24 protein-coding genes are annotated in these 20928 nt (G+C 74.0%); 15 read left to right on the top strand and 9 right to left on the bottom strand.

Annotation, left to right across the window (positions count from 1 at the left end; all coding sequences use genetic code 11):
• The first annotated feature begins 2 nt into the window (after positions 1 to 2).
• Positions 3 to 1667, top strand: a complete 1665-nt coding sequence (locus tag BLV96_RS01225; protein WP_086679019.1) for an alpha/beta fold hydrolase — start codon at positions 3 to 5, stop codon at positions 1665 to 1667.
• 253 nt (positions 1668 to 1920) lie between these two features.
• Here the strand turns inward: BLV96_RS01225 and BLV96_RS01220 are convergent, their stop codons facing one another.
• Positions 1921 to 3117 (bottom strand): amidohydrolase family protein, encoded by a 1197-nt coding sequence (locus BLV96_RS01220; protein ID WP_086679020.1) that lies wholly within the window; start codon positions 3115 to 3117, stop codon positions 1921 to 1923.
• Positions 3118 to 3358: 241 nt separating this feature from the next.
• Between BLV96_RS01220 and BLV96_RS01215 the strand changes: the two genes are divergently transcribed.
• Positions 3359 to 6067, top strand: a complete 2709-nt coding sequence (locus BLV96_RS01215) for an ATP-binding protein (protein WP_158104188.1) — start codon at positions 3359 to 3361, stop codon at positions 6065 to 6067.
• Here BLV96_RS01215 and BLV96_RS01210 read toward each other — a convergent pair.
• The gene (locus BLV96_RS01210) at positions 6064 to 6900 is read right to left on the bottom strand and encodes an alpha/beta hydrolase (RefSeq protein WP_244179993.1); all 837 of its coding nucleotides are present in this window, start codon (positions 6898 to 6900) and stop codon (positions 6064 to 6066) included. The two genes, BLV96_RS01215 and BLV96_RS01210, sit on opposite strands and share 4 nt — an antisense overlap.
• A 24-nt stretch (positions 6901 to 6924) precedes the next feature.
• Here BLV96_RS01210 and BLV96_RS01205 point away from each other — a divergent pair, with 24 nt between their 5' ends.
• Positions 6925 to 7530, top strand: a complete 606-nt coding sequence (locus tag BLV96_RS01205) for an SGNH/GDSL hydrolase family protein (RefSeq protein ID WP_086679022.1) — start codon at positions 6925 to 6927, stop codon at positions 7528 to 7530.
• Here the strand turns inward: BLV96_RS01205 and BLV96_RS01200 are convergent.
• The 3 genes from BLV96_RS01200 to BLV96_RS50465 form a co-directional block, all read right to left on the bottom strand.
• The gene (locus BLV96_RS01200) at positions 7527 to 8657 is read right to left on the bottom strand and encodes an iron-containing alcohol dehydrogenase family protein (protein ID WP_167379508.1); all 1131 of its coding nucleotides are present in this window, start codon (positions 8655 to 8657) and stop codon (positions 7527 to 7529) included. The genes BLV96_RS01205 and BLV96_RS01200 overlap by 4 nt on opposite strands.
• Positions 8645 to 9436 carry a mandelate racemase/muconate lactonizing enzyme family protein gene (locus BLV96_RS01195; RefSeq protein WP_244179992.1) on the bottom strand — a complete coding sequence of 264 codons (792 nt, stop codon included), beginning with the start codon at positions 9434 to 9436 and terminating at the stop codon, positions 8645 to 8647. The genes BLV96_RS01200 and BLV96_RS01195 overlap by 13 nt, the downstream gene beginning before the upstream one ends.
• Before the next feature lie 90 nt (positions 9437 to 9526).
• The gene (locus BLV96_RS50465) at positions 9527 to 9754 is read right to left on the bottom strand and encodes an enolase-like domain-containing protein (protein WP_244179991.1); all 228 of its coding nucleotides are present in this window, start codon (positions 9752 to 9754) and stop codon (positions 9527 to 9529) included.
• A 100-nt stretch (positions 9755 to 9854) separates the two neighbouring features.
• On the opposite strand from BLV96_RS50465, the gene BLV96_RS01190 reads away from it, so the two are divergent.
• The 4 genes from BLV96_RS01190 (at position 9855) to BLV96_RS01175 (ending at position 12028) form a co-directional block, all read left to right on the top strand.
• Positions 9855 to 10613, top strand: coding sequence for an IclR family transcriptional regulator (locus BLV96_RS01190; protein ID WP_086679023.1), 759 nt, complete (start codon positions 9855 to 9857; stop codon positions 10611 to 10613).
• A 124-nt stretch (positions 10614 to 10737) separates the two neighbouring features.
• Positions 10738 to 11235: a hypothetical protein gene (locus BLV96_RS01185; protein ID WP_086679024.1), complete on the top strand. Its 498-nt coding sequence runs from the start codon at positions 10738 to 10740 to the stop codon at positions 11233 to 11235.
• A gap of 49 nt (positions 11236 to 11284) precedes the next feature.
• Positions 11285 to 11446 carry a hypothetical protein gene (locus BLV96_RS01180; RefSeq protein ID WP_086679025.1) on the top strand — a complete coding sequence of 54 codons (162 nt, stop codon included), beginning with the start codon at positions 11285 to 11287 and terminating at the stop codon, positions 11444 to 11446.
• A 78-nt stretch (positions 11447 to 11524) separates the two neighbouring features.
• Positions 11525 to 12028, top strand: coding sequence for a hypothetical protein (locus tag BLV96_RS01175; RefSeq protein ID WP_086679026.1), 504 nt, complete (start codon positions 11525 to 11527; stop codon positions 12026 to 12028).
• Positions 12029 to 12064: 36 nt separating this feature from the next.
• On the opposite strand, the gene BLV96_RS01170 is transcribed toward BLV96_RS01175, so the two are convergent.
• The 3 genes from BLV96_RS01170 to BLV96_RS01160 are packed head-to-tail and all read right to left on the bottom strand — an operon-like array spanning position 12065 to position 13497.
• Complete coding sequence (locus BLV96_RS01170) at positions 12065 to 12349, bottom strand: hypothetical protein (RefSeq protein WP_086679027.1); 285 nt, start codon at positions 12347 to 12349, stop codon at positions 12065 to 12067.
• A gap of 36 nt (positions 12350 to 12385) precedes the next feature.
• The gene (locus tag BLV96_RS01165) at positions 12386 to 12862 is read right to left on the bottom strand and encodes a DinB family protein (protein ID WP_086679028.1); all 477 of its coding nucleotides are present in this window, start codon (positions 12860 to 12862) and stop codon (positions 12386 to 12388) included.
• Positions 12863 to 12891: 29 nt separating this feature from the next.
• The gene (locus BLV96_RS01160; RefSeq protein ID WP_086679029.1) at positions 12892 to 13497 is read right to left on the bottom strand and encodes an SAM-dependent methyltransferase; all 606 of its coding nucleotides are present in this window, start codon (positions 13495 to 13497) and stop codon (positions 12892 to 12894) included.
• Positions 13498 to 13563: 66 nt separating this feature from the next.
• On the opposite strand from BLV96_RS01160, the gene BLV96_RS01155 reads away from it, so the two are divergent.
• From BLV96_RS01155 to BLV96_RS01125, 7 genes are all read left to right on the top strand, one after another.
• Positions 13564 to 14148 (top strand): helix-turn-helix domain-containing protein, encoded by a 585-nt coding sequence (locus tag BLV96_RS01155; protein WP_086679030.1) that lies wholly within the window; start codon positions 13564 to 13566, stop codon positions 14146 to 14148.
• A gap of 121 nt (positions 14149 to 14269) precedes the next feature.
• Complete coding sequence (locus BLV96_RS01150; protein WP_086679031.1) at positions 14270 to 15175, top strand: ABC transporter ATP-binding protein; 906 nt, start codon at positions 14270 to 14272, stop codon at positions 15173 to 15175.
• Complete coding sequence (locus BLV96_RS01145) at positions 15172 to 15933, top strand: ABC transporter permease (RefSeq protein ID WP_086679032.1); 762 nt, start codon at positions 15172 to 15174, stop codon at positions 15931 to 15933. The genes BLV96_RS01150 and BLV96_RS01145 overlap by 4 nt, the downstream gene beginning before the upstream one ends.
• Complete coding sequence (locus tag BLV96_RS01140; protein ID WP_143050904.1) at positions 15933 to 16652, top strand: hypothetical protein; 720 nt, start codon at positions 15933 to 15935, stop codon at positions 16650 to 16652. Before BLV96_RS01145 ends, BLV96_RS01140 begins: the two co-directional genes overlap by 1 nt.
• Positions 16653 to 16744: 92 nt before the next feature.
• The gene (locus BLV96_RS01135; protein WP_091388641.1) at positions 16745 to 17383 is read left to right on the top strand and encodes a hypothetical protein; all 639 of its coding nucleotides are present in this window, start codon (positions 16745 to 16747) and stop codon (positions 17381 to 17383) included.
• Positions 17371 to 18057 (top strand): response regulator transcription factor, encoded by a 687-nt coding sequence (locus BLV96_RS01130; RefSeq protein ID WP_167379507.1) that lies wholly within the window; start codon positions 17371 to 17373, stop codon positions 18055 to 18057. Before BLV96_RS01135 ends, BLV96_RS01130 begins: the two co-directional genes overlap by 13 nt.
• Positions 18054 to 19481: a HAMP domain-containing sensor histidine kinase gene (locus BLV96_RS01125; RefSeq protein WP_086674315.1), complete on the top strand. Its 1428-nt coding sequence runs from the start codon at positions 18054 to 18056 to the stop codon at positions 19479 to 19481. Before BLV96_RS01130 ends, BLV96_RS01125 begins: the two co-directional genes overlap by 4 nt.
• Positions 19482 to 19534: 53 nt before the next feature.
• On the opposite strand, the gene BLV96_RS01120 is transcribed toward BLV96_RS01125, so the two are convergent.
• Positions 19535 to 19819, bottom strand: coding sequence for a helix-turn-helix transcriptional regulator (locus BLV96_RS01120; RefSeq protein WP_086674316.1), 285 nt, complete (start codon positions 19817 to 19819; stop codon positions 19535 to 19537).
• 185 nt (positions 19820 to 20004) lie between these two features.
• Here BLV96_RS01120 and BLV96_RS01115 point away from each other — a divergent pair, with 185 nt between their 5' ends.
• Positions 20005 to 20928 carry a TerC family protein gene (locus tag BLV96_RS01115; protein ID WP_086674317.1) on the top strand — a complete coding sequence of 308 codons (924 nt, stop codon included), beginning with the start codon at positions 20005 to 20007 and terminating at the stop codon, positions 20926 to 20928.

The following is a 20928-nucleotide window of genomic DNA, read 5'->3' as shown; positions in this document are numbered from 1 at the left end:
CGGTGCGCATCTCCCGGACTGGATTGGCGGCCGCGACGGCCGTCCTCTTCGCGGCGGCCGTGCCCGCCGCGGCCGCGGACCCGCTCACGCCGTACACAAGCCAGCAGCTCCAGTGGGGCGCCTGCCCGTTCAAGCCGGGCGCGGACGACGCGCCGACGCAGTGCGCGCTGGTCACCGTACCGCGCGACTGGGCGAACCCGGCCGCGGGCACCGACCTGACCGTGCAGATCAGCCGCGCCGCGGCCACCGGCGAGCGGCAGGGCGCGCTCCTGCTCAACCCCGGCGGACCGGGCGGCCAGGGCAGCACGCTGGCCGGCCCGCTCGCCACACTGGAGCCGTCGGTGCACCAGCTCTACGACTTCGTCGGCATGGACCCGCGCGGCACCGGCCACGCGGGCACCGACGACCAGGGTTTCCAGTGCCAGGTCCCGGTCGGCCGGCTGCCGCAGGGCCTGCTGGACGCCCGTGACCGGTCGGCCGCAAGCATCGCCGAGCACCAGAAGCGTCCGCGTGCCATCGCCGAAGCTTGTCAGAGTGACGCGCTCGCGCCCTACGTCACGACGTGGCAGACCGCGCACGACATGGACCTGATCCGCACGCTGCTCGGTGACGAGAAGCTGAACTACCTCGGTTACTCCTACGGCACCTGGCTCGGCGCGAAGTACGCGTCGCTGTTCCCGGAGCACACCGGCAAGACCGTGCTCGACTCCAGCGTGAACTTCGAAGGCCGGCTGCAAGCGGACTTCGAGGCGTTCCCGGTGATCGACCAGCGGCAGTTCGACGACGTCTACGTGCCGTGGCTCGCGCGGAACTTCGCCGCGCAGCTGGGCGCGACTCCCGCCGAGGTGAAGGCGAAGTGGGAACGCGTCCGCGCCTACTACGGCAGCCACGGGGTCGCCCCCGACGGTTTCGACGGCATCTTCGTCGGCAACGGCAGCGAAATCCAGTGGCTGCTGGGCGCGCTGGTCTTCCTCCAGGGCGCGGCCGCGCTCGACGGCACCCCGGCCACTCCCCCGCCGGCGCTGGCCGACGCGATGGATGCCACGTCCCGCAAGGCGTTCGGGGTCCCGGCCGCGGCGGTGACCCCGGCCGTCGTGGCCGCGGCGGCCCCGGACTACACGCAGGCACCCGGCACCCGCTACGCCGTCGCGTGCGGTGACCAGCCCACCCGGTCGGCGGCCTGGTACAAGCGGCTCAGCGACCAGCAGGGTCCGCGCTACCCGCTGTTCGGCTGGGCCTACGGGTTGGGCGAAACGTGCGGCTTCTGGTCGGACGCACCGCAGCACGAACTCCCGGACGTGCCCGCTTCGGTGGCGGCGAACATCCTTGTGGTGCAAGGGGAATTCGACCCGCAGACCGGTTACGAGCAGGCTTCGGCGGCGGCGCGTTCGGCGCGGGTACCGCTGGTGTCGGTCGACGACTCGCCGTTCCACGGGCAGTACGCGCTGGCGGGCAACCCGTGCGTCGACGGGCTGGTGAACGTGTTCCTCACGAAGAACTCCCGGCCGGGCAGCACGACGTGCCCGGGCGTCCCGCTGCTGGGCGAGGACCAGGTGTACCCGGTCGCCGGACCGGTGCGGAGCCCGGCGTCCGTCCAAACGCGACTGTCGGCCGCGAACGCGGTGCGGACGCGGGTCCAGGACGAAGTCAGCGCGGTGAACCGCTGACGAACCGGCCGCCGGGACCCGGATCACCAGGCCCGGCCGGCTAACCTCGCCGGCACGGCCGGGCGGCCCCACGGCGGCACTTTCACGTGAAAGTGCCGCCGTGGGGTGAGCGCGCCGCAGGCGACCCCTCACCCGCGTCCGATCCGTCAGCGGGGCTCGCCCGGCCACCGGAACTTCGGCCCCGCCGGCCAGACCGGCGCCGGGAACCACGACGCCCGCGCCAATCCCTTCACCAAAGCCCGCCAAAACGCCTTCACTCCACCCACCTCCCCCGCGCACACACCGCCTGGACCCGCAGCAACGCCCGCGGGTCGGCCAGCGGGTCGCCGTCGACGGCCAGCAGGTCCGCGTCGAACCCGGGCGCCACCCGGCCCTTGCGGTGGGCCAGCCCGCACACCCCCGCCGCGACCGACGTGATCGCCCGCAGCGCGTCGGCCGGGGACAGCCCGATCTGGCGCAGCATCAACGGCGCCCACGGCAGGACGCCGTGCGGCTTCACCGGTGCGATCCCCGCGTCCGTGCCCGCGACCACCCGCGCGCCCAGTTCGTGCAGGCGCCGGTAGTTGCCGATCACGCCCGGCATCCGGCTCGCGATCTCCTCGGGCGGGACCAGTCCCTCGACCGGCACCATGCCGACCGTCGCACCCACCGCGACCCCCAGGTCGACGACGGCGCGCAGCAGGTCCTCGGAGTGCTCGACCCCCGTCGCGGTCCAGAACGTCACGTGCTCCATGCCGTCGACACCGGCCGCCAGGGCGTCGGCGATCGCCGACGTGCCGTGCGCGTGCGCCGTCACCGGCAGCCCGTGGCGGTGGGCCTCGTCGACGGCCGCGCGCAGGACGTTCCGGTCGAATTGCGCCTCCTCCTGGCGCGTGCCCGGTGTCATCGTCCCGCCGCTGGCCATGATCTTGATGACGTCGGTGCCGCGGTCGACGTGCTCGCGCACCGCCGCCCGCACGCCCGCCTCGCTCGCCTCCGCGACGCCGCCGAGGAAGTGGCAGTGCCCGCCGGGACTGGTGATCGGCGGCCCGGCGGCGACGAGCGCCGGCTGGTCCGGACGGTCCCGCAAGGCCAGGGACAGGTAGCCGCGGTCGCCGAGGTCCCGCACCGTGGTCACGCCGGCCCGCAGCGTCGCCCGCCCCGCTTCGGCCATCGCGGCGAGCGCCTGCTCGTCGTTACGGGCGGCGAGCCGCGCGACCGGCTCGGTGCTGGCGTCGAACGCGAGGTGGACGTGGGTGTCGATCAGCCCGGGCAGCAGCGTCGCCCCGCCCAGGTCCACGACGTCGGCCCCGTCGGGCGCGGTCCCGCCGGACTCGACGCCCAGGATCGTGGTGCCGTCGAGCACCACCAGCGGGTTCGCCACGAGGGCGGACCCGACGCCATCGAACAACCGAGCCGCGCGCACGGCCGTGAGCCGCCGCCGCTCGGTCACCACAAGCTGTTTCGTCATGCGGCCACGATCACCCGGATCCGCGGTACGCACGTCGGGGCAACTACGGAGCCGCGGTACGGAGGTTCCCGGCGGGCCCACCGGCGTCGCCGAGATCGGCTGGCTGGGAAGTGCCGAAAGGGCACCGCTCGGCTCGCGGATGATCGCCGCTCCGGGAGCCGGTCCGGATCCACCGGCCGCTCACCCTTGCCGACCTGGCGATACCCGCCGGAAACCCCCGAGCGCCGTATCGTACTGGCGCATGGAGCTCGGCCGGGGCTTCGTCGGCCGGGCCGGCGAACTGGACCTCTTGCGGGCCGGCCTCGCCGATGCGCGGGCCGGGCACGGCCGCCTGGTGCTCGTGGTCGGGGAACCCGGCATCGGCAAAACCAGTCTCGCCCGAGAACTCGCCCGGCACGCCGCGGACACCGGTGTCCCCGTCGGCTGGGGGCGCGCCAGCGATGACGAAGGCAGCCCGCCCTACTGGGTCTTCCGGCAGCTGGCCCGCTCCCTCGAGCGTCCTTTCCCGACCGGCGACGCGAACGCCGAAGCGCGCTTCCAAGCCTTCGAAGCCTTCGCCGATGGCCTGCGCGAGGCCGCCGCTCCCCACGGCCTCCTCGCCGTGCTCGACGACCTGCAGTGGGCCGATGCCGCGTCGCTCGCTCTGCTCGTCCACCTCGCCCGGGACCTCGACCGCGCACCCGTGCTGATCGTCGCGACCTACCGGGACACCGAGACGACCGGCCGCGAAGCCCTCACCACCGCCCTCGCCGCGCTCGCCCGCGAACCGGTGCTGACCCGGATCCGGCTGGCCGGCCTGACCGAGGCCGAGGTCGTCGACCGGCTCGGCCGCGACGGGATCCCCGCCGAGGTCGCGACGCTCGTCAGCCGCCGCTCGGGCGGCAACCCCTTCTTCGTGAACGAGCTCGCCCGGTTCGGCGACGCACTGCCGGACGGCGTCGTGGACACCGTCCGGGCACGGCTGGCCCGGCTGGGCGAGCCCTGCCGGCGGCTCGTCGCGACCGCCGCGGTGCTCGGCCGCGACGTCGACCCGGCCGCGCTCGCCGAGATCACCGGCCGCCCGGCCGCCGACGTCCTGACCGACCTCGACGAGGCCGCCGAAGCCGGCATCGTGACCGCGCGCAGCTTCACGCACGACCTGATCCGGGAGTCCGCCGCCGCGGACCTGCCGACGGCGGCGCGGCTGACCGCGCACGCCCGGATGGCGGCCTGGCTCGAGCGCCGCGACCCGGCCCGGACCTCGGAGATCGCCCACCACTGGCTGGAGTCGCTGCCCGTCGGTGACGCGGCGATAGCCGCCGACCGGGCCGAACGCGCCGGCGACCAGGCACTCTCCCAGCTCGCCTGGGAACGCGCGGCCGAGCTCTACCGGCGCGCGCTCGACGCGGCCCCCGCGTCCGCCGCCGACCGCGCCCGGCTGGGACACCATGAAGGTGTCGCCCACCTGCGCGGCGGCGAGATCGAACGCGGCTCCCAGGTCCTGGAGCTCGCCGCCGGCGCGGCCCGCGAAGCGAACGACCCCGCGCTCCTGGGCGAAATCGCGCTCGCCATGGAAGGCCTGTCGGACCCGTGGGGCAGCTTCAACGGCGCCAAGATCGCCCGCGAGGCGCTCGCCGAGCTGCCTCCCGGCGACGACCCTCTGCGTGCCCGCCTGCTCGCCCTCCACGCGGGCGAAGCCGGCTTCCTCGGCGGCGACCACGCCGAAACGGCCTCGGCCGAGGCCCTCGCGATCGCCGACCGGCTCGGCGACCCGGACGTGCTCTGCTCGGCGCTGCGGGCCCGGCAGATGGTGCGCTCCGCCCCCGACGGCGTGCACGAACGGCTGGCCCTCGCCGACCGCATGATCGCCCTCGGCGAGGACCGCGACGACGCCGACGTGCTGCTGTGGGGCCACCTGTGGCGGTTCGACGCGCTGCTGATGCTCGGCCGGTTCGGGGAGGCCGAAACCGAGCTCGGCGCGCTGCGGCTGCCGGCCGAACGCCTCCGCCGGCCGCTCGCGCGCTGGCACCACCTGCGCAGCTCCGCGACGATCGCCATCGCCCGCGGCCGGTTCGACGACGCCGTCGAGGCGCTGCAGCAGAGCTTCGCCCTCGTGGCCGACCGGGCGCACATGTCACTGCAGGGCGTGCCGATCACCGTATTGGCGGCCGTCGTCGGGCTCACCGGGCGGACCAGCCTGGTGACGCCGGCGATGGAGAGCATCTTCACCGAGCACGCCCCGCCGTTCGTCGCGCTGCTGCATTCGGCGTGGCTGCTGCAGATCGGCGACCGGGTCCGCTCGGCCGAGTTCTACCGCCGCGGTTCGGGCCCGCAGCCCGCGCCGGTGCCCGCGACGCTGCCCGTCGCCGCGGCGGCGGTGGAGCTGGGCGTGGAGTTCGGGCCGCCCGAGGCGGTCGAGCGGGCGGCGGCGGTCCTGCGGCCGCACGCCGGATTGTTCGTCACCGGCGGCGCGGGCTCGATCCTCGTCACCGGCTCGGTCCGCCGGTACCTCGCGCTCGCGGCCGCGTCCGCCGGCCGGCTCGACGAAGCCGTGCGCGAATCCCGGCTCGCGATCGCGGCCAACGACGAAGCCGGCACCCCGCCGTACGCCACGCTGGCGCGCTTCGAGCTGGCCAAGACGCTGGCCCGGCGTGCCCGCCCGGGCGACGTCGCCGAAGCGCTCGGCCTGGCCGCGTCGGTGTCGGCGACGGCCGCGCAGCTGGGGATGGCCCCGGTCCGCGACGCCGCCGACGCGCTGGCGGCGGCCCTGCGCGGGGACACGCCGGGCCCGCTGACGCGCCGCGAACGCGAGGTCGCCGCGCATGTGGCCGACGGGCTGACGAACAAGCAGATCGCCGCGCTGCTGCACATCTCCGAGCGGACGGCGGAGAGCCACGTCCAGCACATCCTCACCAAGCTCGGCCGCACCAACCGCGCCCAGATCGCCACCTGGGTGACCACCCACACTTAGCGCGGCACCAGCGACAGCACCGCCTCGACGAGTTCGGGCCCGTCCAGCAGCACCGGATCGTTGTGATCGGCGCCCGGGACCTCCACCAGCCGCGCCGACGCCGCCGCGGCCACCTCGCGGCTCTGGGCCGGCGGGACGACCGCGTCGCGGCCGCCGAGGACCACCACCGTCGGCACCCGCAGGCGGGCGACCTCGTCCCGCACCGGGAACCGGTCACGCAGCAGCAGCCGCACCGGCAGGAACGGATAGACCTCGGCACCGACCGCGGCCAGCTCGGTGAACGGCGACCGCAGCAGCAGCCCGGCCGGCGGGTGCTCGAGGGCCAGCTCGGCCACGACCGCGCAGCCGAGGCTCTCGCCGTAGAAGAGGATCTCCCCCGGCGGCACCCGCCGGCCCTCGGTGAGGAACCGCCAGGCCGCGCGGACGTCGAGCGCGAGGCCGGCCTCGCTGGGGTCGCCGGGATTGCCGCCGTAGCCTCGGTAGTCGAGCACGAGCACCGCCAGCCCCGCCCGCGCGAGCTTCGCCGCCAAGGGCGCCCGATCGGCCCGGTTGCCGCCGTTGCCGCCCGCCACCAGCACGGTCGCCGCCGGTGTCCGGTCCGGCCGGACGAACCAGGCGCCCAGGTCGAGGCCGTCGGCGGTGCGGAGCCGGACGTCCTCGGCGCCGGGCAGCGCCGTGGCGGCCGCGGGCACCGGCGAGGTGTCCGGGGCGTAGATCAGCCGGCGCTGGAACACCCACACGAGCGCCAGGACCAGCACGACGACCAGCACCAGCCCGAGCAGCACCCGCACGACCACCGTCCCGGTCACGCGGACCGCCCGGGAAACAACCACGCCGTGCGGACGTTGTAGTGAGCGATGACCATTCTCCGATTCTGCGTCCTCGGCGACTCCCTCGCCGCCGGCGTCGGCAGCACCCGGGTCGAGGACACCCTCGGACAGCGGCTCGCGCGGCGGCTGCGCGCCGAGGGGCACGAAGTCCGGCTTCGCGGCTACGGGGTGCCCGGCGCCCGCTCGGCCGACCTCGACCGCCAGACCGGCGCCGCCGTGGGCGACGGCGTGGACCTGGCCTTGATCGTGATCGGCGCGAACGACCTGGCGGGGTTCGTCTCGCCGGCGGTCGGTGCCCGGCAGCTGCACGACGCCGTGGCCCGGCTCGTCCGGGCCGGCGCCCGCGTCCTCGTGGTGCCCGCCCCCGACCTGGGGATCGTGTCCCGGGTACCGGCGCCCTACCGGAACCTCGTGTCCGCGGCGAGCGGCCAGTACGCGAGCGCCCAGGCGGACGCCGCCATCCGGGCCGGTGGTGCCGTCGCCACCGCGAGCGCCCAGCTCGCCGCCCGCTTCGCCGCCGACGCCACGTTGTTCTCGGCGGACCGGTTCCACCCGTCGTCGGCCGGCTACGCGGTGATCGCGGACGCGCTGGCGCCGCACCTGGTCGCGGTGGCGGCCGACCCGGCCGCTTAGTACACCCCGTGCAGCAGCTCGGCGACCTCCGCCGCCGACGGCAGCCGGGGCGCGTTCTTCGTGACGGCGTCGGCGACGGCGTCCGCCGCGATCGCCGGGATGTCCGCGCGGGTGACACCCAGTTCGCGCAGCGGGCGCTTGATGCCGATCGCGCCGGAAATCCCGCGCACGGCCTCGATCGCCCCGCCCGGCCCGCGCAGCGCCCGAGCCGTCGCCTCGTACGCCTCTTCGGCCGCCGGGGCGCTGAACGCCATCACCTCTTCCAGCACCGCCGCCAGCGCGACGCCGTGCGGGGTGCCCGTGTGCGCGGTCAGCGCGTGCCCGATGCCGTGGACCAGCCCGAGCCCGGACAGCGTCAGCGCGTGCCCGGCCAGGTGCGCGCCGAGCATCAGCCCGGACCGCGCCGCCAGGTCACCGCCGTCGCGGCAGGCCACCGGGAGCCAGCGCCCGACCAGCTCGACCGCCTGCGTCGCGTACGCCGCGGAGAACGGCGTCGACCCGCGTGACGCCAGGGACTCGATGCCGTGGACCAGAGCGTCCAATCCGGACGCGGCGGTCACCGCGGCGGGCAGGCCGAGCGTCAACTCCGGGTCCAGGACGGCGATCCGCGGCCGCACCGACGAGTGTCCGATATAGACCTTCCGGCGCGCGCACCGGTCTTCGGTGACGCCGAAGCCGTTGGTCTCGGCGCCGGTGCCCGCGGTGGTGGGCACCGCGATCAGCGGCAGGCCGTCGCCGGCGTCCCACAGCCGGTCCGCGTCCGCGGCGGCCGCGCCCGGGTTGCCGGCCAGCAGGGAGATGCCCTTGGCCGCGTCCAGCGCCGACCCGCCGCCGAGCGCCAGCACCGTCGCGACGCCGAACTCGCGCAGCCGCGCGGCCCCGCCGTCCAGCTCCGCCGTCGACGGGTTCGGGCCGACGTCCTCGTGCACGACGTGCTCGATCCCGGCCGCCGCCAGGATTTTCTCGACGCGTCCGACGATCCCGGTCGCGCGCAGGCCGCGGTCGGTGACCACGAACACCCGCGCGTGCCCCAGGGAAGCGACGAAGGCGGGCAGCTCGGCCAGGACGCCGGGACCGTATTCGGTCCGCCCGGCCGGCGCCACCGACAACCGCGTCAGATCCGCCACCGCGCCACCGCCTCCTCGTCGAGTTCGACGCCCAGACCGGGCCGGTCCGGAACCTCCAGGTGCCCGGCCGGGGTGATCACCAGTGGTTCCGCCAGCATGAAGTCGCGCCGCTCGGGCGTCCAGCCGGGCGGGTCCCACGGGAACTCGAAGTACGGGCCGCCGCCGACGCCGGCCGAGACGTGCAGGTTGGCCAGCACGCCGATGCCGTTGGTCCAGCTGTGCGGGGTGAACGCGCGGTGCTTGAGCCGCGCGAGCTCGGCCAGCGTCCGGGTGCGGTGCAGGCCGACCGCCAGCACGACGTCCATCTGGTAGACGTCGAGGACGTCTTCTTCGAGGTACCGCAGCAGTTCCGGCACCGAGTGGTGCATCTCCCCCGCCGCGATCCGCAGGCCCGGGTTCTCCGCGCGCAGCGTCCGGAAGCCGTCGAGATCGTGATAGGGCAACGGTTCCTCGACCCACAGGACGTCCAGCTCGGCCAGCCGGCGCACCAGCTTCCGGGTGGCCGCCAGGTCGGTCGCGGCGCTGGTGTCGCCGGCCATCCGCCAGGACTGGTTGAGGTCTGCCATGATCCCGAAGCCCGGGCCGAGCGCGTCGCGGACGGCCGCCACCGCCGCGACGCCGTCGTCCACGCGATCGGGGGCGATGCGGATCTTCATCGCCTGAAACCCGGCTTCGCGGGCCCGCAGCGCCGTTTCGACGCGCTCCTCCGGCGGCTTCAGCTCCGCCGAGGAGGCGTACGCGGGCAGCGAGCGGGCGGAGTTCCCGAACAGCGCCGCCACCGGGAGACCGGCGACCTGGCCGATGACGTCCCAGAGAGCGGCTTCGAGGGGCCAGAAGCGGCCGCCGTGGAAGTTCGCCGTTTCGATGGCCTAGACGTGCCGGACGATGTCCAGGGGATCCTGGCCGAGGAACAGGTGCTCGACGGCCTCGAACCCGGCCATGGTGTCGCCGGAGCCGATGCCGGTGACGCCGTCGTCGGTGTGCACGCGCACGATCGTGGCGTCGAAGTGGCGGCGCGGGTCCGGGTCCCAGGCCGCGTGCAGCGGCGGGTCCAGCTCCAGCCGCAGCCGGTCGAGGGTGATGGCCGTGATCCGCACGGGCCGACGGTAGGAGCCGCCGGAAACGCCGGGCAAGGACCGGCCGGAGATCGCAACGCGCGTTGCGCTCACGCCAACCGCGGCTTGCTACGTTCGCGGTGTGCCCGACGACCCGCGCCGCCCGGGGTACGGCCTCCGCCGCGACCTGGACCTGCTCGAAGCGCTCGCCTCACCCGAGGCTCAGCGCGCCGGCGGGCTGGGTGTCGTGCGGCTCGCCCAGCTCACCGGGCGGGAGAAGAGCCAGGTGTCGCGGGCGCTCAAGGCGCTCGCCGAAGAGGGCGTCGTCGAACGGGATCCGGACACGCTCTCCTACCGGCTCGGGCGGCGGTTGTTCTCACTCGTCGCCCGGACGGTCGACGACCGGCTCGTCCGCGTCGCCGAGCCGGTCATGCGGGAGCTGTCGGCCGAGCTCGAAGAGACCATCCACCTGTGCGTCCTGCGCGGCCAGGAGGTGCTCACGGTGCTTTCGGTGTCCGGGCACTCGTTCCGCGCACCCGGCTGGGAAGGCCGCGGTGTCCCGGCCCACTGCACGTCCGCCGGGCGCGTGCTGCTGCTCGACGCCTCCCCCGACGACCTCTACGTCCGCTTCCCCGGACCGTCCGAAGCGGACACTCTGCCTCGATTGTGGGCGAAGATCGGGGAAGCCCGCCGGGACGGGTACGCCCGCGTTCACGAAGAGTTCGAGCCGGGTCTGGTCGGCGTTTCGGCGCCGGTGCGGGACTTCCGCGGCCGGGTCGTCGCCGCGCTCAACGTGTCCGCGCCCGCCGGCCGGCTCGGCGCGCGCCTCGACGCCGCGGGCCGGATCACCGCGCGGGCCGCCGCGGAGGTTTCCGCGCACCTGGGCTGGGAGCCGGCTTGAGGTAGGTCCACAGTGGACGTCAGCGGGCCGCCGTTGACGTTCGGCGTCCGTCTCCCCCGAGAGAGGGGCCGGCTGATACCTCGGCGGGAGGTACCGGCGTCGCGAACCGGACAGAGTCGGGACCATGACCGCACCCTCCGTCGTCCGCCCGCAGCGGTGGGCCGTCGTCGCCGCGCACGCCGTCCCGCTCGTCACCCTGCCGTCCGGCATCTGGCGGCTCTTCCTCGCCGGCGGCGCCGATCTCGGGCTGCGGCCCCACTACGCGATCGGCTTCGGCGAAGCCGCGTACATCGTCGGGCTGAGCGTCGTCTCCGAAGCCCTGGCGCTGCTCACGCTCGGCCTGGTCCGGCCGTGGGGCGAACGCGTCCCCCGGTGGATCCCGCTGCTCGGCGGCCGCCGGGTCGCGCCGTACGCGGCTATCGTCCCCGCCGCCACCGGGGCGTTGGCGCTCGCGGCGATCTGGGCGTACGCGTTCCGAGACTTCCCCGGGCTCGGCGCCGTCACGTTCGCCGGCCCGGGCTGGCACGCCCTGCTCGTCGCCTGCTACCTGCCGCTGCTGCTGTGGGCGCCGCTGCTGGCCGCCGTCACCTGGGCGTACTGGCGACGGCGTCGCCGCGTGTAGCGAGCCGGGTGCGCGGGTATCCCCGCGGCAACTGCGAAAGGGAGCTGACATGGGAATCCTCATCGGGCTGCTGGTGATCTGGGCCGTCCTGGCCGTCCTCGGCATCGTCATCAAGGGGCTGTTCTGGTTGATCATCGTCGGCGCGGTGCTGTTCGTGGCGACCGCGGTGATCGGATTCGTCAAGCGGGAGGCGCTCGGCCGCAAGCACTGACTCGTCCGATATCACGGTTTCACGCCGGAAACGGCCGTTCGTTCAGCGGGCGGGTCGTGAGCGTGCTATTCGATCTCTATGACCGAATCACCGAACTACCCGAACTATCCCGAATCCGCGGCGGCGGGCCGGCCCGCCGCCGCACCGGCGCGGCCCAGCACGGTCGAAGGGGCTTTCTGGGCGTTCATCGCCTCGACTGTGATCGGCCTCGTCGGCGGCTTCCTGATCTTCGCAAGCCGTGACGCGATCGCCGACACACTGCGGAATTCGAACAGACAAAGCGGCGGTTCGCTGACCGACGCGCAGATCGACCAGGCCGTCACGATCACGATGGTCGTCGCGCTCGTGATCGCCGTGGTCATCGCCGCGCTGTACCTGCTGTTCGCGTTCAAACTGCGCGCCGGCCGCAACTGGGCGCGGATCGTGCTCACGGTGATCACCGCGCTGCAGCTGCTTTCGGTGCTCGTCGGGCAGACCACGGTGCTGGGGTACATCAGCGTGGTCGTCGCCGTCATCGGCGTCGTGCTGTCGTTCCTGACGCCGTCGAACGCGTACTTCGCCGCCGCCAAGCCCATCCGTTAGGACCGGTCCCGGGCCCGCCGCACCGGCGGGCCCGGCTCAGCGGCCGTCCCACGGACGGCCCGCCAGCAAGTTGGCTTCCCACCGCAACGCCGTCTCGCACAATGCCGCTTCCGGACCGCGCCGATGGGCGATCACTTCGTCGTCGCACCACAGCATCAGCGCCGTCGCCCCGCCCGCCGTCGGGGTCAGCCCGACCACCCAGTGGTGGCTGCCGAGCGACAGGACGCGTTCAGCCGTGCTCCAGCGTCCGCGCGATCCCGTCACCGTCCACGCGGGACTTCGTGCGAGCTCCCGGATCGACGCCGGGCGCTGGTGGTTCATCCCGCCACTGTCGCACACCGGCCGGCGCGAACCCGGTCACCGGCCCGTCGACCCGTCGATCAGTTCGCGCAGGATGTCGGCGTGGCCCGCGTGGCGGCCGGTCTCCTCGATCAGGTGGACCAGCGCCCAGCGCATCGACGGCGGCGTCCGCCCCGGGCGGGCGACCGGCTCCGTCAGGTCGGCGCACGCGTCGATCACCTCGTTGGCCTCGGCGACCGCCGCGCGGTAACCCGCCAGGAGCGCTTCCGCCGTCTCCTCCGGACGCGGCCGGAACGTGGCTGGCCAGTCGGCTGTCCGCTCGCCGAGGAACGTGAAGCGCTCGACGTGCGTGAGGTGCCGGACCAGGCCGAGCAGGGACGTGCCCGAGGGCACGCCCGGCGTCCGGACCTGCGGTTCCGGCACACCGTCGGCCTTGGCGGCGACCGCGGCGCGCAGCTGGTCGAGGAACCCGCGCAGCACGTCCTTCTCGGCGGGTCCGGTCCGCGGGGGCGGGGTGTCACGACGGCGGGGCATGGGGTGTCCTCTCTGTCCTTCTCGGACGGTCAAGCGGCTCGGCGGATCAGCAGCAGGTTGTCGACGACCTCGGCGACCTGCCCGCCGGGTCCGGTGGCCCGGCGGGACAGCGCTTCGGCGCGCTCGACGGCCCACTCACCGCCGTCCAGCTCGAGCGACAGGGCCACTTCGCGAGGCGAGGTGAACCGGGCCTCCTGGTCCCACGACCACGGCGCGACGGACCCGTGGTCGACGACCAGCAACCGGCCGCCCGGCTCCAGCGCGTGCGCGGCCTGTCGCAGCACGCGGGCGCGTGGCAACGCGAAGGAAGTGTGCAGGTAGTGCGCCGAGACGAGGTCGAAGCGGCCCGGCGGGAACGTCTCGGCCAGGTCGTGCCGCTCGGCGTGGACGCGCTCGCCGAGCCCGAGCTCTTGTGCGCGTTCGGTCAGGCGGGTCGTCGCGACGCCGGAGATGTCGGCCGCGGTCACCCGCCAGCCGCGGCCGGCGAGCCACAGCGTGTCGCCGCCGGCGCCGCAGCCCAGGTCGAGCGCCGTGCCGGGCGTGAGGTCCGCGACGACTTCGGTGAGCCGGACGTTCGGGCGGGGTGCGGCGCGCGGCGTCGCGTAGTGGGTGTCCCAGAATTCCGTGGCGGTCATGCCCCCACCGTGGCGCGGGGCGTGCCGGAGTGGCACGCTTTCTTGCGGTTTCGGCAAGATGGCCGGGTGAGCGACGACATCGAAGACGTCCTGCACGCGGTCGGCCCCCGGCTGCGGGCCCTGCGCCGCACCCGCGGGCTGACGCTGGCCGAGGTCGCCGGCACCACCGGGGTGTCGGAGAGCACGCTGTCGCGGCTGGAAAGCGGGCAGCGGCGGGCCAGCCTGGAACTGCTGCTGCCGCTGGCGCGCGCCTACCGCGTCCCGCTCGACGACCTCGTCGGCGCGCCCCGCACCGGCGACCCGCGCGTCCACCTCGCGCCGATCCACCGCTACGGCATGACGTTCGTGCCGCTGTCCCGGCGGCCGGGTGGCATGCAGGCGTACAAGATGCTGATCCCCGGCAGCGACCGCCCGCCGGAGCCGGTCCACCAGACCCACGACGGCCACGAGTGGCTCTACGTACTGCACGGGAACCTGCGGCTGGTCCTCGGCGAGCACGACCTGGTGCTGCCGGCGGGCGAGGCCGCCGAGTTCGACACGACGCTCCCCCACTGGCTCGGCAGCGCCGACGGGACGGCCGTCGAGCTGCTGATCCTCTTCGGACAGCACGGCGAACGGGCGCACCTGCGCGCCCGCGCCACCCGCGACTGACCCCGGCCGGAATCGATTTCCGGGGAAGCGCGCGGCGATTCCGCTCCCGGCCGCGCGGACTCCCAGGGTTCTCCCAGAACCTCCCAGGAACCGGCCAGGCGGCCGGGCCACGCTCGCCGCCATGACCACCATCGAAGTGCGCGGCCTGACCAAGCGGTACGGCCCCGACACCGTCGTCGACGACCTGTCGTTCACCGTCGAACCCGGGCAGGTCACCGGGTTCCTCGGACCGAACGGCGCGGGCAAGTCGACGACCATGAAGCTGATCCTCGGCCTCGCGGCGCCGACGCGCGGGTCCGTCACCGTCGGCGGGCGCCGCTACCGCGACCTGCCCGTCCCGCTGACCGAGGTCGGCGCGCTGCTCGACGCCGGCGCCGTCCACGGTGGCCGGAAAGCCCACGACCACCTGCTGGCGCTCGCGGCGAGCAACGGGCTCCCGCGGCGCCGGGTCGGCGAAGTGCTGGCCCGGACCGGGCTGGAGAGCGTGGCGGGCAAGCGGGCGGGCGGGTTCTCGCTCGGCATGCGCCAGCGCCTCGGCATCGCGGCGGCGCTGCTCGGCGACCCGCGCGTACTGATCTTCGACGAGCCGGTGAACGGGCTCGACCCCGAAGGCATCCGGTGGATCCGCGACTTCATGCGTTCCCTCGCCCGCGAAGGCCGGGCCGTGCTGGTGTCCAGCCACCTGATGAGCGAGATGGCGCAGACCGCCGACCACCTGGTCGTGATCGGCCGCGGCCGGCTCGTCGCCGACACCGCCGTGAGCGAGCTCGTGCGCGGCGAGGGCACCGTGCTCGTCCGCACGCCCGATGCCGGTTTCGCGCGGCTGCTCGCCACCGCCGGCGCCACCGTGCGCGAAGGCGCCGAGGCCGCGCTCGTCGTGTCCGGCCTGACGAGCGGCGAGATCGGCAAGCTCGCGGCGTACCACGGCGTCGCGCTCGCCGAACTCACCCCGCAGCGCGTCTCGCTCGAAGACGCCTTCATGAACCTGACCCGCGACAGCGTCGAGTACGAGGGAGCGAGCGCGTGAGCTTCACCCAGTCGATCCACGCGGAGTGGATCAAGCTCCGCAGCCTGCGCTCGACCTGGTACACCCTGGCGTGCCTGTTCGCGGCCGGGCTCGGCATCACGGCGCTGGCCATGAACGCCGCCGGGAAGGCGTACGCCGAGGATCCGCAGGCCTGGGACCCGACCAACCGCAGCCTGACGTCGTACATCGTCGCGCAGCTGATCATCGGGGTGCTGGGCATCCTGGTCGTCACCGGCGAGCACGCGACCGGGCTGATCGGGACGTCCCTGATCGCCACGCCCCGCCGGCACCGGCTGCTGGCGGCCAAGGTCGTGGTGGCTGTGGGCGTGGCCGTGGTGGCGGGCCAGGTGCTGATGTTCGCCGCGTTCTTCCTGGGCCAGGCGGTCCTGGGCGCGCAGGACCTGCCCCGGGCCGGGCTCGGCGACCCGGGGGTGCTGTCGGCGGTGACGGGCGGCGGGCTCTACCTGGCGGCGATCGCGCTGCTGGCGGTCGGGCTCGGCACACTGATGCGCGCGACGGCGGGCGCGCTCGCGACGCTCGTCGGGATCGTCTTCCTGGTCCCGGCGCTGGCGGGCCTGTTCCCGGCGTGGGTGCGCGGGCTGTTCTTCTACTGGCCGACGCTCGGGGCTTCGGCGGTGCTGAAGACGGTGCCCGACCCGGATTTCCCGCACCCGTGGCTGAACCTGGCCGGGATGTGCGTGGGGGTAGCCGCGGTACTGGCGGCGGCGTTCACGGTGTTCCGGCGCCGGGACGTGTGATGCGCGAGATCGTTCGGGGCTTGGTGGCGGCGGGTGTCGCGCTGCTCGCGAGCGGCGGAGGTAGCCGCAGTACTGGCGGCGGCATTCACGGTGTTCCGGCGCCGGGACATGTGATGCGCGAGATCGTTTGGGGCTTGGTGGCGGCGGGCTCGGCCCTGCTCGCGAGCAGCGGAGGTAGCCGCGGTACTGGCGGCGGCGTTCGCAGTGTTCCGGCGCCGGGACGTGTGATGCGCGAGATCGTTCGGGGCTTGGTGGCGGCGGGCTCGGCCCTGCTCGCGATGGCGGGTGTCGCGGCGGTGGGGTTGGCGCTGCTCGGCGCCGCCGGGTTGACGGCGCCGATGGTCGCGTTGGCGGTGGGCGGATCGGTGGACTTTCAGGCGGCTGCCGTGGCCGGCCTCCCGGTCGGCTTGCGGGGTGAGCTGCACGGGATTCCGTTGGGGGTTTCCGTTGCGGGGGCGGTGGTTTTGGGGTGGCTGTTGCTCAGACGGCGGGAAGGGTTGCTCTTGCGCGGTGCGGTGGCGGGGGCGGCATTCGTCGGGGTGTTGGGTGGGATTGCGTTGTGGGCCAGGGAAAGGTGGGGTTGCCGCGCGGGGTCGGCGGACCCGCGGGCTGTGTTTCGGCTCGGCTGCCGGGTGCCGGTGCTCCGGCGAGGGTTCCGCTGGGCGGCCTTGGCGCCGGTTATCCGGCGCACGCCGGCCCGCCCGGCGCCGGTGGGCTGAAAGCCGCGTTTCCCGCGCCCGCCGGGCTGCCCGGCGCCGGCGGCCTGAACCCCGCGTTCCCCACCCAAGCCGGCCTGCCCTCCTCTACCCACTTGGAAGCCACCTACTCGGTCGCCGCCGGACCCACCATCGCCGGCGCGCTCGGCTTCGCCCTCATCGTCATCGCTGCCTGCTGGCTCATCACCCGTTTCCCTTCCACCGCAACAACCCTCCGCGCCCTCCGATGGCCACTGGCTGCCCTCACCGCCGTCTCCCTGATCGCCGCCGGCGCACTCGGCGGCACCACCGCGGCCGGAGCCGTCCTGCTGCTCCTCCCCCAGTTGATCCCCGCCGCCGTCCTGACCGGGCTCGGCGTCCCCTGGCACCTCACCGGCATACCCTCCTGCGCCCCCGACACCAGCTTTCCGGCCACCCACTGGATCGCCGCGGCAGTCCTGCTCGGCTGCGGCATCGCGGTCGCCCTCCGCCGGCGCCGGCCACCCCTTCGCCAAGCCACCGAACTCGCCGCGATCACCGGCGGCGTCCTGGCGGCCGTCGCGCTCCTGTCCCGGTTCTCCGTCGACCTCTCCGTGACCGTCTTCGGCTTCTCGGTCCCCGTCTTCGGCGCGCACCTCGCGGCGAACCCGCTCCTCGCCCTCGCCGCCGGGGCCGCGGGCGGGGCCTGCGCCGGGCTTGCGGGCAATCTGCTCGTCCGCGCGATCTCCGTATCCTCGCGGGCATGGACGCGATGACCCGGCTGCTGGTGGTGGACGACGAGCCCACCGTCCGCGAGCTGCTCTCCGCCGCGCTCCGGTTCGCCGGCTTCCGGGTGACCTCCGCGGCGACGGCGGGCGAAGCCGTCGCCGCGGCCACCGAAGAACCGCCCGATCTGGTGCTGCTGGACGTCATGCTGCCGGACCTCGACGGCTTCGAAGTGGTGCGGCGGCTGCGCGAACTGCACCGCACCGTGCCCGTCCTCTTCCTCACCGCGCGCGACGGCCAGGCCGACAAGGTCACCGGCCTGTCCCTCGGCGCCGACGACTACGTCACCAAGCCCTTCGACCTGGCGGAGCTGATCGCGCGGATCCGGGCGATCCTCCGCCGGACCGCGGGACACCCGGCCGCCGTGCTGAGCGTCGGCACGCTCGCCCTCGACGCCGGCGGCCACCAGGTGACGCGCGCGGGCCGGCCCGTCCGCGTGTCCGCCACCGAGTTCCGGCTGCTGCGCTACCTGATGGAGAACGCCGGCCGGGTCGTGTCCAAGGCGCAGATCCTCGACCGCGTGTGGCGCGAGGACTTCGGCGGCGACGCCAGCATCGTCGACACCTACATCTCCTACCTGCGGCGCAAGGTCGACACCGAGGAGCCCAAGCTGATCCACACCGTCCACGGCGTGGGCTACGTCCTGCGCGAGCCCCGCCGGTGAGGCGGCTGTCGCTGCGGGCGCGGCTGCTGCTGCTCACCGCGGGTCTCCTGCTGGCCGGCCTGACGCTCGTCAGCGCGCTCGTCTCCGATCAGCTGGAGCGCTTCCAGCTCGACCGCCTCGACGGCCAGCTGCGGTCGATGACCGAGCTCATCTCCCGCGCGGCGGGCCCGCCCCCGGCCGCGAACCCCGCCGTGCGGCCGGATCTGCTCGACCCCGCGCTCGACCTGTTCGGCACCCCGTACGTCGTCTACCTCGACCCCGGCGGCGCGGTGGTGGGCGGCCTGCACTCGTCGCGGGTACCGGGATCGACGCTGCCGCCGCTGGATGCGCTGCGCACCGTCCCCACCGACGGGACGGCCGTCGACCTCGGCGCCACCGACGGTTCGGAACGCTGGCGGGCCATCGCGCGCCCGGCGCTGCGCTGGGGCGGGACGGTCGTCTCGGCCGCGCCCCTCGCCGAAGCCGACGCCACCATCGCCCAGCTGCGGGTGAGCAGCCTGGTCACCGGCGCGGGGCTGCTCGTCGTGCTGACCGCGGCCGGCTGGTTCGCCCTCGGCCGGGGCCTGCGGCCGCTGCGCCGGATCGAGCACACGGCGGCCGCGATCGCCGGCGGCGACCTCACCCGGCGCGTCCCGGTCCTCGCGCCGCCCGGCACGGAGATCGGGCACCTCGCGGCGTCGCTCAACACCATGCTCGGCCAGCTGGAAGGCGCCTTCGCCGCCCGGGCGGCGTCGGAGGCGCGGATGCGCGCGTTCGTCGCGGACGTCAGCCACGAGCTGCGCACGCCGCTGTTCGGCATCAAGGGGTCCACGGAGCTCTACCGGATGGGCGCGTCCGATGTGGACGATGCGATGCGGCGCATCGACCGCGAAGCGACCCGCCTCACCGCGCTCACCGAGGACCTGCTGCTGCTCGCCCAGCTCGACGAGGCGCCGGAAGAACAGCTCGACCGCGCCCCGATGGATCTGCGCACCCTCGCCGGCGACGCCCGCCACGACCTGCGCGCGCTCGACCCGTCGCGCGAAGTCACACTCACCGGACCGGGTGGGGACGGACCACCGGGCCCGGCGCCGGTCGACGCGGACGAGGCCCGGCTCCGGCAGGTGGTGACGAACCTGGTGGGCAACGCGGCCGCGCACACCCCACCGGGGACGGCCGTCCGCATCGGCGTCGGCACGGTGGCGGGCCGCGCGGTCCTCGAGGTGGCCGACGCCGGCCCGGGGATGACGGCCGGGCAGGCGGAGAAGGCGTTCAACCGCTTCTACCGCGCCGACCGGTCCCGCACCCGCTCCGGCGGCGCGGACGCGGGTCTCGGGTTGTCGATCGCCCGGTCGCTGGCCCGGGCGCACGGCGGCGACGTCGAATTGACGACGGCGGTCGGGGAAGGCGCGTGTTTCCGGCTGACAGTGCCGTTGCTGGACTGAGGTTCAGGAACGCCGGGCCCGTTGGTCCCGCTGGTCCCGCGGGTGATCAGCGGTCAACCCACGGCCGGGTGACCCAGCGCCGCCACCAGTTCGGCGACGTTGTGGTGGGCCTCCAGCGGGTGCCGCAGGCGGCCTTCCGGGTGGATCGTGTAGTGGTTGCGGCGGCCCACGCGCTCGCGTTCGACGTAGCCGCCGGTGATCAGGTCGGCCAGGATCAGCTGTACACCGCGTTCGGTGATGCCGACGCGCTCGGCGATGTCGTGCAGCCGGTGGTCCGGGTCCTCGGCCAGGCACAGCAGGACGTGCGCGTGGTTGCTCAGGAACGTCCACGAAGCCATGCGGGCAGCTTAGCCGTCCACACTTGACAGACGAAGCAGAGTTCGTCATTCTGGAGTGGACGGAGGGGAGTACCCGCCCCGGTCCGGCATCGTCAATACGGCTGCCCCAGCGCAGACCCGGTGCCGGCGCCACCTCGCGGTGGCCGGGAAGACCTCCGGTTCGCACCGAACCGGAGGAGTGTGCTGTGACCGTCCCCTTCTGGGCCTGGGCCGCTGTGCTCGGCGTCATCCTGCTGATGCTCGCGGTCGACCTGTTCGCCCACCGCAAGGCCCACGTCGTCGGCGTCCGCGAGGCGCTGGTGTGGTCGGGTGTGTGGGTGACGCTGGGCGTCGCGTTCGGCGTGGTCATTTGGCAGGTCTGGGGCGCGGAGTTCGCGGGCCAGTACTTCGCCGGGTACGTGATCGAGAAGTCCCTGGCGGTCGACAACGTCTTCGTGTTCGCGATCATCTTCGGCTACTTCGCCGTGCCGCGCGAACACCAGCACCGGATCCTGTTCTACGGCGTCCTCGGCGCACTGGTGTTCCGGGCGGTGTTCATCGCGGCCGGCTCGGCGCTGCTCGCGAGTTTCGCCTGGATCCTCTACGTGTTCGGCGCGTTCCTGGTGCTGACGGGCGTGCGGATGGCACTGCACCGCGCGGGACCGGCGGACTACTCGCAGAACGTGGTCTTGCGCGCGTTCCGCCGGCTCGTCCCGTCGACGGACGTCCCCCACGGCGGGAAGTTCCTGGTCCGCGAGGCCGGCCGCTGGGTGGCGACACCGCTGCTGGCGGTGCTGGTGCTGATCGAGGTGACCGACGTGGTCTTCGCGGTCGACTCGATCCCGGCGATCTTCGCCGTCACGCAGGAGCCGTTCCTGGTCTTCACCTCCAACGCGTTCGCGATCCTGGGCTTGCGTGCCTTGTACTTCCTGCTGGCGGACCTGATGCACCGGTTCGTGTACTTGAAGCTGGGTTTGGCGCTGGTGCTGGTCTGGGTCGGCGTGAAGATGCTGCTGCTGGAGATCTGGAAGATCCCGACGGGCCTGTCGCTGGGTGTGGTCGGCGCCATTCTCGCGACCGCCGTCGTGGCCAGCCTGATCCGGACCCGTACCGAAGTCCGCTCGTCCTGA

This window comes from Amycolatopsis pretoriensis (genome assembly GCF_900107925.1).
Classification (GTDB): domain Bacteria; phylum Actinomycetota; class Actinomycetes; order Mycobacteriales; family Pseudonocardiaceae; genus Amycolatopsis; species Amycolatopsis pretoriensis.
Note: the sequence above shows the minus strand (reverse complement) of the source record. Positions and strands in the feature narration are given on the sequence as shown.